Genomic DNA, 11241 nt, shown 5'->3' with positions numbered 1-11241 from the left:
GGCGTTCAACTACGCAGCTTGACCTTGCCGATCTCGATCATGTTGTTGGTGGACAGGTCCGGGGTCCAGTTGAGCCGCTTGCTGACCCGGCTGTAGCCGACCATGTGGAACATGAAGACGTCGGCGACCATGTCGTCATGGATGCGGCGGAACGCTTCCTGCAGCGCCGCGGTACGTTCCGGCCCCTGCATCGCGCTGGCCTTGTTGATCAACTCGCCGAGCGGCTTGTCGGTGATGGTCGAGGCGATGCCTTCCGGGGTGTACAGGAACAGCTGCGTGAAGATGGCGTCGCCCATATTGTTGTCGTGCATATGGGTGAGCAGCAGGCGGCGGCCATCCTGGAAAGGCTTGTTGAGGAAGCTGTAGAAGGTGACCGGATCGACCACCTTGAGCTCAAGCTTCAGGCCCACCGCCGCCCACATCGACATCATGGCTTCCGCCACTTCCTTCGCATTGCTGAAGTAGGAGTCGCGGGTCATCAGGGTGAGCTTGGCATCGACCGGAACGCCGTCCTTGCGCGCCTCGTCCAGCAGCCGCTTGGCTTCCTTCGGATCATAGGGGAACGGCTTGAGGTTCGGATTGAAGCCATTGATCGCCGAGACGACATATTGCGCGGATTCGGTCACCTCGCGGCCGACCAGGTCCTTCAGCGCTTCCTTGTCGATGGCAAGGTTCAGCGCCTTGCGAACGCGGATGTCGCTGAGTGGTGGCGTCTGCAGATCGAGCCGGATGCGCGTGGTCTCGGCGTTCTGATAGGCGAAGTCCATGCCTTCCGTGGTGGCGTCCTGCAGCGCGATCGACTGGGCGATGTCGGCCTCTGCGGTTTCCACCATGGCGGCGCGCAGCGCGGATTCCGCACGCCAGATATAGGTCGCCTTGTCGAATTGCGGCTTGGGACCCCAATAGGTGTTGGCGCGCTCCAGAACGATGCTCTCGCCCGGCTTCCAGGAGACGAACTTGAACGCGCCGGTGCCGACCGGCGCGCGCGAGGGCGCGGCATTGTCGGTGCCCTCGGGCACCACATAGACCACGCTCATCATGGTCGGCAGGATGGGCAGCGGCTTGCTGGTGACGACCTCGACCGTGGTGGGGTCGATCGCCCTGGAGGTGAGTTGCGCATCGCCGAACATCTTCTGCCGCGTCAGGCAGTTCAGCGGCGCCAGCGGCATGCGGTCCAGCGTGTAGACCACGTCGGCGGCGGTGAACGGCTTGCCGTTCTGGAACTTCACCCCCTCGCGCAGCTTGAAGCGCCAGGTGGTGGGGTTGATCTGCTGCCAGGAGACAGCAAGTCGCGGCTGGATCGAGCCGTCTTTCGTGCTGATCTCGGTCAGCGATTCGACTATGTTCTGCGCCAGCACCCGGGAGACGTCGCTTGCCGTTGACTGGCACGGCTCCAGACTTCTCGGCTCGGCATTCAGGACGATCTTAATACTTTCCTCGGCTCTCGCTACACTGGCACTCAACAGGGCGAGCGAGACCGCGAGCACGAGTCGCCACGGCGTGACCATGCTTATTCCTCCCAATTCTCTTCGGCTCTTATCGTTGTTGGCGGCAGGCTGAACTCTTAACGGCAACCTGTCAACTGGAACGCCCACCAGTCCAGTTAAGGCTGAAAAGACCTAGCTTTGCACCGCTCCGTCCAGCTCGTCCTCGATATGGATGCGGATGATTTCGTCGAACGATTTCTCCGCCTGGAAGCCGAGCGCTTCCGCCCGGCTGGCATCGAAGCGCTGCGGCCAGCCCTTGATGATGCTGGCGATGATCGGATCGGGCTCGCGGCGGATGAGGTCCGCTGCCGCCTTCCCAGCGACGCGGCGCAGCGCCTCGATCTCCTCGCCCACGGTGGCACACAAGCCCGGCATCGTCAGGCTGCGCCGCGCCCCCATCGCGCCGGTATCGATCTCGGCGGCGCGCAGGATGAACTGGATGGCCGAGCGCGGGCTGGCGAACCAGTGGCGCACATCCTCGCCCACCGGCAGCACCGCCTCCTGGCCGACCAGCGGCTCGCGCAGGATGCTGGAGAAGAAGCCCGATGCCGCCTTGTTCGGCTTGCCCGGCCGGACGGTGATGGTCGGCAGCCGGATGCCGACGCCATCGAAGAAGCCGCGCCGCGAATAATCCGCCAGCAGCAATTCGCCGATCGCCTTCTGGGTACCGTAGGAGGTCAGCGGCGTAGTGAAGAAGCTGTCCGGGATGGTCTCCGGGAACGGCTCGCCGAACACCACGATGGAGGAGGTGAAAACGAGGCGCGGCCGATACGATCCATTGCCGCTGCCCTTGAGCCGCACCGCCTCGAACAAGGCCCGCGTGCCGTCGAGATTGACCTGGTAGCCCTTTTCGAAATTCGCCTCGGCGTCGGCGGAGACGATGGCCGCCATGTGGAAGATCACGTCCGGCGCATCTTCCAGCAGGCCGGCGGCAGCGCCCGGCCTGGTGAGATCGGTGCGGATGAAGGTCACGCCCTCCGGCCATGCCGGCGCCGGCGACGGCTCGACCACATCGACCAGGGTGAGCTTGTCGATATCGCTGCCGCGCAGGTGCCCACGCCGGACCAGCGCATCGCTCAGCTTTCGACCGAGCATCCCCGCCGCACCGATGATCAGGATGTGCATGTCGCCAACCCCTGGCTTTCGCTGATGAAGTCTATTCCTGCGGCCGCACGGCGCGGAGCAGGGTCGCCGCCAGCCTTTCGCCGGTCGGCTCGCCAGGCGCCGAGTCCGCCGCTTTCACCAGCCGCGTGGTGTCGTAGATGCGCTGGATGTGCTTCTCGAAGGCCGCCGCCACCGCCTCTGGATCGCGCGCCTGCACGGCGCGGACGATCTCGGCATGGTCCTGGATGCTGCGTCGGATGGCGCCCTCCCGCGACATCGCCGCCCGGCGCACATCGAGCATATAGGTGTAGAGGTCGACCACGAAATCGGTCAGCAGCCGGTTTTTCGCGCCGTAATAGATCGTCAGATGGAACTCGCGGTCGCAGATCAGGAACCGCACCGGATCGTTGCAGGCCACCATCTGCGTCTCGAGCGATTCCTCGAGCCGCGATATCTCATGGGCGCCGAGGTGCTCGGCGGCGTCGGCGACCACCACCTTCTCCACCAGCAGGCGTGCCTCGTGCACGGCGGCAAGGCTGTAGCCGTTGATCGCCTTGGCGCTGGTGACGCCGATGCGGTGACTGGCGATATCGACATCGCTGCGTGCGATCTTGGTGCGCGCGCCCTGCGACACCTGGACGATGCCCTGCCCCGCCAGCCGCTGGATGGCGCCGCGCACCGTCTCGCGGCTCACCGACAGCATGGCCGCCAGTTCGCGCTCGCTCGGCAGTTCGTCATCGACCTTCAATATGCCGGACGCGATCAGCGACAGGATCTTCTCACTGATCATCTCCTTGGCCGTCTGCTTGTGGATGGCCTCCTGCAGCGGGGAGATTACACGCGGCACGTAGCGAGCTCCATAACTGGACCGGTCTACGGACCAGTAGTCCAAAAATTCTGCCCTGTCACCCTGCCTGGAGCCGAAAGTCCGCGATGTTGGACGAAAGGCCTATCCGCACGGTCGAGCGGATATTCGCGCCGTGCAGGCTGACAGCCGCCCGCTTTGGAGGCTATGTTAACGTTGTCATCTGATGGGGGAGCATGATGAAAGTCGCGGTTATCGGTCTCGGCGCCATGGGATATGGCATCGCCTCCTCGCTGCGTCGCGCCGGGCTGGAGGTCTCCGCCTTCGACATCTCCGCCGAGACCCGAGCCCGATTCACGGCCGACGGCGGCGACGCGAGGGGCAGCGCGGAAGAGGCCGCGGACGGCGCGAATGCCATCGTCATCGTCGTGGTCAATGACAAGCAGACCGAGGCGGTGCTCTCGGGCGGCGTGCTGGCAAGCAGCGCCCCGGGTGCGGTCTTGCTGTCCTGCGCCACCATGGCGCCGGACCGGGCGCGCGCCCTTGCGAAGCTGGTCGAGGATTCCGGCCGGCTTTATGTCGACGCGCCCCTAAGTGGCGGCGCGAAGCGCGCGGCGGCAGGCGAGCTCACCGTGATGGCGTCGGGCAGTCCGGCGGCGCTGGCAGGGGCCCGGCCCGTGCTCAATGCGATGGCGACCAAGTCCTACATACTCGGCGACGAGCCAGGCATCGGTTCGTCCTTCAAGATCGTCAACCAGTTGCTGGCCGGCGTGCACATCGCCGCCGCCTGCGAGGCGATCGTGTTCGCCCGCATGCTGGGGCTCGACATCGCCAAGGTGTACGAGGTCATCACCGCCTCGGCCGGCAACAGCTGGATGTTCGAGGATCGCATCCAGCACGTGCTCGACGGCGACTACCAGCCGCGGAGTGCCGTCGATATCTTCACCAAGGATCTCGGCATCGTCACCGACATCTCCCGCGCCTCCCGCTTCGCGACGCCGATCGCCGGCTCCGCGCTGCAGATGTTCCTGATGACCGCCTCCGCCGGCATGGGCCGCGACGATGATTCCTCCGTCGCCCGGCTTTATGCGCAGATTGCGGGGCTGGACCTGCCGGGGGTGTGAAGGGCAGACAAGGATTTCATTGTCATCCCGGCCGGAGCGCAGCGCAGAGCCGGGATCGTGGGAAGGTGATGCACAACACCTTCCTACGATCCCGGATACGACCTGCGGCCGTTCCGGGATGACGACCCGGAGGTATCACCCACCCGCGGGACCAAACCGCGTCTCCAGGTCCGTCACCTCGTCGCAGGTCAGCACCCGCGTGCGCTCGCCGCGCAGCAGCAGGAACAGCTTCGCCGTTTCCTCCAGTTCCTCGATCGCCTGCGTCGCCTTGTCGAGGCTGGCGCCCGACACCACCGGCCCGTGATTGGCCAGCAGCACCGCGCAATGGGCGCAGGCCTGCTGGCGAACCGCGGTTGCAAGGGTGGACGCGCCCGGCGGATGATAGGGGATCAGCGGCAGCCGGCCGATCTTCATCACGAAGTACGGCGTCAGCGGCGGGATGCAGTTGGCCGCGTCGAGCCCCTCCATGCAGGACACGGCCGCCGAATAGGTGGAGTGCAGATGGACGATGGCGCCGGCCTGCGGCCGCTCGGCATACATGCCGTGATGCAGCGGCGCCTCCTTGGTCGGCGGGTCCCCGGAGACAAGGCGCCCCTCACCGTCGATCTTGGAGAGCCGCGCCGGATCGAGCGCACCGAGTGAGGCATTGGTCGGCGTCATCAGCCACATGTCGCCGAGGCGCACGCTGATATTGCCGCTGCTCCCCGCAGTGAGCCCGCGATTGAACAGCGAGGCCCCGGTCTCGCAGATGCGCTCGCGCAGCGCATTCTCTTCCGCGTTGCTGTGGATCGCCGCGCTCATACCAGCAGGTTCCATGCCTTGAGGAAGAAATCCTCGGTGCCGAAATTGCCGGACTTCAGCGCCAGCGCCAGAGGCCGATTGCCCGGCCCGCGATCGGCCTGCGTCCACGGCACGCCGGGATCGATCTGCGGGCCGATCCTGAGACTCTGCACACCGAGCGCCTTGGTCACCGCGCCCGAAGTCTCGCCGCCGGCAACGATAAGTTGGCCGACGTCGCGCTCCACCAGCCCGCCGGCGATATTGGCGAGGGTATTCTCGATCAAGCCGCCCAAGCGCTCGGCGCCATAACGCGCCTGAGCGGAGCGCACCGCGTCCGGCGAAGCGGTGGAGGAGATCAGGATCGGCTCCTGCCCCAGCTTCGGCGTGGCCCATTCCAATGCCGCGCCGACGATATCCTCGCCGGCGGCGAGCGCGACCGGATCAATCTCGAAGGCCGGATGGGTGGCGCGCATCTTCGCCACTTGCGCCTGCGTCGCGGTGGAGCAGCTTCCCGCCAGCACTGCGCGCGCCCCGTCGCTGGGCGGCAGGCGGTCGGCGGCGTCGGTCAGCCTCAGCAATCCGGCGCGCACGAAATTGGCCGGCAGGCCGAGCGCGGCGCCGGAGCCGCCGGTGAGCAGCACCATGTCGCGGCAGGCTTCGCCCAGCACCATGAGGTCATCATTGGAGAGCGCGTCGACGATGGCGCAATAGTCGCCCTTCGCCTGGAGTGCGGCGAAGCGCTCGGTGATCGCGGGGGCACCGCGGGCGACCGTGCCATGTTCGACCAGCCCGACCGGCCGGGTGGATTGAAGGGCCAGCACCCGCACCAGATTGGCGTGGGTCATCGGCGTCAGCGGATGGTTGCGCATCCCGCTCTCATTGAGCAGCACGTCGCCGACGAACAGATAGCCCTTATAGATGGTTCGCGCATTGGCCGGGAATGCCGGACAGGCAATGGTGAAAGCGGCACCGAGCGCGCCCATCAAGGCTTCCGCCACCGGGCCGATATTGCCGCGATCGGTGGAATCGAAGGTCGAGCAATATTTGAAGTAATATTGGCGGGTGCCCTGCCGGCGCAGATAGTCGAGCGCTCCAAGCGAATCCCGTATCGCCTCGTCGGGCGGCGTGGTGCGCGATTTCAGGGCGACGACGACCGCGTCGACATCGGCCGGAATGGCGCGTTCCGGAACGCCGATCGTCACCAGCGTGCGCATGCCGCCATTGACCAATATGCCGGCGAGATCGGTTGCGCCGGTGAAATCGTCGGCTATGCACCCAAGCAGAATACTCAACACTTCCTCCGTTTAGGCGGTTGCGCCCGGGATCAGCTCGAACCCGAGATCGCTGATTTTCGGCACCTCGATGCCGGCCAACTGGTCGAGGATGGCGGCACCCGCGCGGCATCCCATCTCGAAGCGCCGTGTCAGCGTCGTGGTCAGCGGCTTCGGCATTAATTGCCCGACATCGAGCCCGTTGAAGCCGGCAATCGCCAGCCTCTCGGGCACGGCGATGCCCTCGGCCATGCAATGGAACAGGCCGCCTATGGCGGCATCGTCATTGGAGAAATAGACCGCCTCGATAGCGGGATGCGCAGCCAGCAGACGGGCGAGCGCATCGCGCCCGCCCTGCACCGGCGAAGGCCCGGACATCGTCTCGGTGCCGAGCAGTTGGGCGCCGGCCGCGCGCAGCGTTTCCACGAACGCATCGCACCGCGCGCCGGCGCGCAGATCCTTCGTCAGGACCGGCCCGATATAGCCGAAGCGCCGGTAGCCGCGCCCCAGCAGATGCCGGGCCATGTCCTGCCCGGCCTTGGCGTGCGACATGCCGATGGCGATGTCGATCGGCGCGCCGTCAGTGTCCATCAACTCAATCACCGGCACACTGGCCTCGCTCAGCAGCCGTTCGGTCGCCGCTTCATGCTGCCGACCGGTGACGATGATCGCGGCCGGCCGCCACGACAGCAGCGAGCGCACCAGTTCGCATTCCGCCTCGGGACTGTATTCGGTGACGCTGATGACCGAGCGAAACCCGCCGGCGGACAAAACCTCATTGAGACCGCGCAGCACGTCGAGGAAGACGATGTTGTTGAGCGAGGGCAACACCACGCCGACCAGTTCCGACACGGCGGTGGTGCGCAGCGCCCCGGCAAGGCGGTTCGGCACATAGCCGATGGCGCGGATCGCCGCCTCTACGCGCTGGCGCGTCTCCTCCGCGATCGGCCCCTTGGAGCGGATGACGCGGGACACCGTGATCTCGCTGACGCCGGCCGCGCGGGCGACGTCGCGCAGCTTCAAGGTGTCCCCCCGGCTCCCCATGCCTCATTCGCTCCGACGCGCCGCAAATCCGGCCGGAGATTAGGATGATAACGTTGTCATCGCAATGCGGAGGGTAAGAACCACGTCATCCCTAGCGGTTGGCCAAGGGCCAACCGCGGGGGTGCTCGGGCGCAGCCCGAGCCTCGAAGGATGCTCACAAGTGGGACGATCGCTCTGCTTCAGCATCCTTCGAGGCTCGCTTTGCTCGCACCTCAGGATGACGTGGCTATTTCAAGTCAACCCCTCACGAACGCGCATAGAGCCGCTGGTTCAGGGCCAGCAGCACGACGCTTGCCGTGCCGGCGAAGAGCGTCAGCAGCAGCGTCAGCGCCATGATCAGATCGACATTGTGCAGGCCGATCGCGCTCATCAGCAGGAAGCCGAGCCCGCGCTGCGACGCGAACATCTCGCCCAGCAGCGTGCCGATCAGCGTCAGCGAGAAACCGATGCGCAAGCCGGCGAAGATCTCCGGCAGCGCCGCCGGGAAGATGATGCGCGCGATCATGTCGAACGGACCGAGCGCCATGACGCGCCCGGTCTTCAGATAGACCCGCTTCACATTGCGCACCGCGGTCATGGTGAAGAGCGCGATCGGGATGATGCCGTGGATGGTGCCGAACGCCACTTTCGAGGACAGGCCGAGCCCGAAGGCCAGCAGCAGGATCGGATAGAGCGTGATCTTCGGGATCGAGTAGAGCGCCACCAGCATCGGCTCCAGCACGTCGCTGAGGAATCGGTTGGCGCCGAGCGTGAAGCCGATGGCAAGTCCGATCGCCACCGCCAGCAGCAAGGCGAGGCCGAAAGCCTTGCTGGTCTCGGCGAGATGCGCGGCGAACTGCGGCGTCGAGACGAACCTGGCGGTGAAGGCGAACGTCTCCAGTGGTGAGCGCAGCGCGATATCGCCGACGACCCAGTACAGCCCCTGCCACGCAATCAGCACGACCACGATCAGCGTCAGCGTGTTGCGCAGCATGTTGCCGGATTGCGGGTTCATCGCAGCCCCCGTCGCGCCATCAGCGCCTTCTCCCAGCGCGCGATCACCATGTTGATGCTGATCGAGACGATGAGGATCAAAAGGATGAGCGGATACATCACCGCATTGTCGAAATTGTTGTAGGCGAAGCTGATCTCGTAGCCCATGCCGCCATTGGACATGATGAATTCGGCGCCGATGATGCCGATCAGCGAATAGGCGACGGCGAGCTTGGCGCCGGTGAGGACATAGGGCGAGGCGCAGGGCAGCGTGACGCGAAGCGCGGTCTCCACCGGCCCCATATGGTTGATCCTGGCGGTCTTGAGCAGCACGTTCGGCACCCGGTCGAGGCCGTTCAGCGTGTTCACGATCACCGCGACCACGCCGAGCATGGCGCCGATGAAGATCTGCGGCGCATCGCCGAGGCCGAACAGGATGATCAGCATCGGATAGAAAGCGAACACCGGGATTGCGTAATAGGTGGCGAACAGCGGCTCCAGCGTGTCCCGCACCCGCCGCAGGCGATGGATGACGATGGCACTCGCGACGCCAAGCGCCATGGCGATGATGAACGCGATGAACGCATTGCCGAGCGTCTTGGCAATGGCGGCGTTGAGCGTGCCCGCGGCAAGCATCAGCACCAGATCGACGACGATGCGGTGCGGCGGCTGCATGGTCAGCTTGTCGATCACGCCGGTGAGGCAGAGCACCTCGAGCAGGATCACCAGCCCGGCAATGATCGCGATCCGCCAGAGGATGGGGTTCCTCATGCGATGACCCCGGACGCGACGACCTCCGATGTGGCGCCCGCGGGCGGCGCGGCCTCCACCTTGCCGATCGCCTTCATCGATTCCGCGCGCAGCGAGCGCCACAGCCGCGCGGTGATGGCGCCGAAATGCTCGTCCTGGACGATGCGGCTGTCGCGGTCCCGCGACCAGCCGGTCTCGACGATGTCGATCAGGCGGCCGGGCCGCGCCGACATCACGCCGATGCGGTCGGCCAGCATGGCGGCCTCGTCCAGCGCGTGGGTGATCAGGAACACGGTGGCGCCGGTCTTGCGCCAGAGGTTCAGCACCTCGTCGCCCATCAGCAGCCGCGTCTGCTGGTCGAGCGCGCCGAACGGCTCGTCGAGCAGGATGAGACGCGGCTCGGCGACGAGGGTGCGGGCGATGCAGACGCGCTGGCGCATGCCACCGGAGAGCTGTGCCGGAAAGCTGTTGGCGAAGGGCACCAGCCCCATCATCGCCAGCGCCTTCTCGATGCGCCGCGCCTTCTCGTCCGCCGCAATCCTCATGCGGCGGAGCCCGAAGGCGATGTTGTCGCGCACGCTTAGCCAGGGGAAGGAGGCATCCTCCTGGAACACCACACCGACGCCATCGGGGATCCGCCCCTCGATCGGCTTGCCCTCGAAGGCGACATCGCCGCGCGTCGCGGTGGAGAGCCCGGCCACCAGTTCGAGCAAGGTCGACTTGCCGCATCCCGAAGGGCCGACCACGGCGAAGAATTCGCCATGGCGCAATTCGAGATCGATGGGGCCGAGCGCATGGACGGTGTCAGCCGGCTTCCCGGTCCGGCTGAACACCTTGTCCACATTGCGCAACGAGACTTGTGCGGACAATGCGGCTTGCGCTGCCTGGGTCACGGTCACTTCAGAGCCTTCAGGTCGTCGGGCAGATAGCGGGTATCGACCATCTTCGAGATGTCGACGTCGCCCGAAATGGCGCCGACCATCTTCTGCACCTCGACGGCGCGGTTGAGGCCGTCCATGTGGATCTGCCCCGCGCCCCAATATTCGACGCCATTGGTGCGGCTGCCGACCAGGTTCTTGACCGCGGCAAGCGCCACATCCGGCTCCAGATTATAGACCTTGGCGATGATCGCGCTCGACTCTTCCGGGTTCGACGCCATGTAGGCGACCGCCTTGCGGCGAGCGCGGATCACCGCCTTGATGAACTCGTCCTTGCCGGCCGCACTGGCGCCGGCAGCGACGCCGAGCACATTGGCGATCGGCGGCAGCAGCTCGGAGGCCCGGGCGATGGGGCGGTATTTGTCCTTGAACTTGGACCAGAGCGGCTCGGGGATCGGCGCGATGTCGACAAGGCCGATATCGAGCGCGGCGACGCCCTCGCCGAAGCCGCCGGTCTTGACCAGCTCGACGTCCTCGGCCTTCAGACCGCCGGATTGCAGAACCAGCGTCGCCAGCGCCTGGCTGGTGGAGCGCGGATTGGTGTAGCCGAACTTCTTGCCCTTGAGATCCTTGACCGACTTGATCGAGGAATCCGGCTTCACCGCCCAGACGAACTCGGCGACGGTGAGCACGGTGTCGGCGACGATCTTGATGTCGGCGCCCTGCTGGACCGCGGCGATCACGGCGTTCGGATTGACCTCGGCATAGGGTGCGTTGCCGGCCAGCATGTTGCGCAAGGTGGTGCCGCCGCCGGCGGAGGTCAGGATGCCGGTGACATTGGCGCCTTCCTCCTTGAAGAAGCCCTTCTCCTGCGCGACGGCATACGGCATGCCGTTGGCCGAGACGCCGTAATTGCTGACGACGATGTCCTCCGCCGCGACCGGGCCGGCCGCGAGCGCGAGGCCGAGCACGGCAAGGCCGGCCAATGGTTTGAACCGTTTCATCGTGGCGTTCATCTTATCCTCT

Annotated in this window: 11 protein-coding genes; 1 reads left to right on the top strand and 10 read right to left on the bottom strand. The window is 65.8% G+C overall.

The annotated features are described in order from the left end of the window. Positions 1–5: 5 nt before the first annotated feature. The 3 genes from G3545_RS22170 to G3545_RS22160 all read right to left on the bottom strand — a co-directional run bounded on the left by G3545_RS22170 (position 6) and on the right by G3545_RS22160 (position 3438). The gene (locus G3545_RS22170; protein WP_170015739.1) at positions 6–1508 is read right to left on the bottom strand and encodes an ABC transporter substrate-binding protein; all 1503 of its coding nucleotides are present in this window, start codon (positions 1506–1508) and stop codon (positions 6–8) included. Positions 1509–1619: 111 nt separating this feature from the next. Next, positions 1620–2612 (bottom strand): D-erythronate dehydrogenase, encoded by a 993-nt coding sequence (denD, locus tag G3545_RS22165; protein WP_170015737.1) that lies wholly within the window; start codon positions 2610–2612, stop codon positions 1620–1622. A 31-nt stretch (positions 2613–2643) separates the two neighbouring features. Then, positions 2644–3438, bottom strand: coding sequence for an FCD domain-containing protein (locus G3545_RS22160; RefSeq protein WP_246702524.1), 795 nt, complete (start codon positions 3436–3438; stop codon positions 2644–2646). A gap of 194 nt (positions 3439–3632) precedes the next feature. On the opposite strand from G3545_RS22160, the gene ltnD reads away from it, so the two are divergent. After that, entirely contained in the window at positions 3633–4520 is an 888-nt protein-coding gene (gene ltnD / locus G3545_RS22155; RefSeq protein WP_170015735.1) for an L-threonate dehydrogenase, read from the top strand. Between the two features lie 135 nt (positions 4521–4655). Here ltnD and otnC read toward each other — a convergent pair whose 3' ends face one another. The 7 genes from otnC to G3545_RS22120 all read right to left on the bottom strand — a co-directional run bounded on the left by otnC (position 4656) and on the right by G3545_RS22120 (position 11231). Continuing rightward, positions 4656–5321, bottom strand: a complete 666-nt coding sequence (gene otnC, locus G3545_RS22150) for a 3-oxo-tetronate 4-phosphate decarboxylase (protein WP_170015733.1) — start codon at positions 5319–5321, stop codon at positions 4656–4658. Next, a complete protein-coding gene (gene otnK / locus G3545_RS22145) occupies positions 5318–6592 on the bottom strand; it encodes a 3-oxo-tetronate kinase (RefSeq protein WP_170015731.1) in 1275 nt (424 codons plus the stop codon). The genes otnC and otnK overlap by 4 nt, the downstream gene beginning before the upstream one ends. A gap of 12 nt (positions 6593–6604) precedes the next feature. Further along, entirely contained in the window at positions 6605–7615 is a 1011-nt protein-coding gene (locus G3545_RS22140) for a LacI family DNA-binding transcriptional regulator (protein WP_170015729.1), read from the bottom strand. Positions 7616–7859: 244 nt separating this feature from the next. Continuing rightward, positions 7860–8609, bottom strand: coding sequence for an ABC transporter permease subunit (locus tag G3545_RS22135; RefSeq protein ID WP_206151322.1), 750 nt, complete (start codon positions 8607–8609; stop codon positions 7860–7862). Further along, a complete protein-coding gene (locus tag G3545_RS22130) occupies positions 8606–9358 on the bottom strand; it encodes an ABC transporter permease subunit (RefSeq protein WP_170015727.1) in 753 nt (250 codons plus the stop codon). Before G3545_RS22130 ends, G3545_RS22135 begins: the two co-directional genes overlap by 4 nt. Further along, positions 9355–10236, bottom strand: coding sequence for an ABC transporter ATP-binding protein (locus G3545_RS22125; protein WP_246702522.1), 882 nt, complete (start codon positions 10234–10236; stop codon positions 9355–9357). Before G3545_RS22125 ends, G3545_RS22130 begins: the two co-directional genes overlap by 4 nt. Further along, the gene (locus G3545_RS22120) at positions 10233–11231 is read right to left on the bottom strand and encodes an ABC transporter substrate-binding protein (protein ID WP_170015725.1); all 999 of its coding nucleotides are present in this window, start codon (positions 11229–11231) and stop codon (positions 10233–10235) included. Before G3545_RS22120 ends, G3545_RS22125 begins: the two co-directional genes overlap by 4 nt. Positions 11232–11241 lie beyond the last annotated feature (10 nt).

It is taken from the genome of Starkeya sp. ORNL1 (assembly GCF_012971745.1).
GTDB lineage: Bacteria > Pseudomonadota > Alphaproteobacteria > Rhizobiales > Xanthobacteraceae > Ancylobacter.
This window is presented reverse-complemented; position numbering and strand designations above follow the sequence as displayed.

What these genes read in the sequence shown, in the direction of transcription:
- otnC (WP_170015733.1), bottom strand. Translation starts at nt 5,321, where the DNA reads ATGAGCGCGGCGATCCACAGCAACGCGGAAGAGAATGCGCTGCGCGAG.
- ltnD (WP_170015735.1), top strand. Translation starts at nt 3,633, where the DNA reads ATGATGAAAGTCGCGGTTATCGGTCTCGGCGCCATGGGATATGGCATC.
- G3545_RS22170 (WP_170015739.1), bottom strand. Translation starts at nt 1,508, where the DNA reads ATGGTCACGCCGTGGCGACTCGTGCTCGCGGTCTCGCTCGCCCTGTTG.
- denD (WP_170015737.1), bottom strand. Translation starts at nt 2,612, where the DNA reads ATGCACATCCTGATCATCGGTGCGGCGGGGATGCTCGGTCGAAAGCTG.
- G3545_RS22140 (WP_170015729.1), bottom strand. Translation starts at nt 7,615, where the DNA reads ATGGGGAGCCGGGGGGACACCTTGAAGCTGCGCGACGTCGCCCGCGCG.
- G3545_RS22135 (WP_206151322.1), bottom strand. Translation starts at nt 8,609, where the DNA reads ATGAACCCGCAATCCGGCAACATGCTGCGCAACACGCTGACGCTGATC.
- G3545_RS22130 (WP_170015727.1), bottom strand. Translation starts at nt 9,358, where the DNA reads ATGAGGAACCCCATCCTCTGGCGGATCGCGATCATTGCCGGGCTGGTG.
- G3545_RS22120 (WP_170015725.1), bottom strand. Translation starts at nt 11,231, where the DNA reads ATGAACGCCACGATGAAACGGTTCAAACCATTGGCCGGCCTTGCCGTG.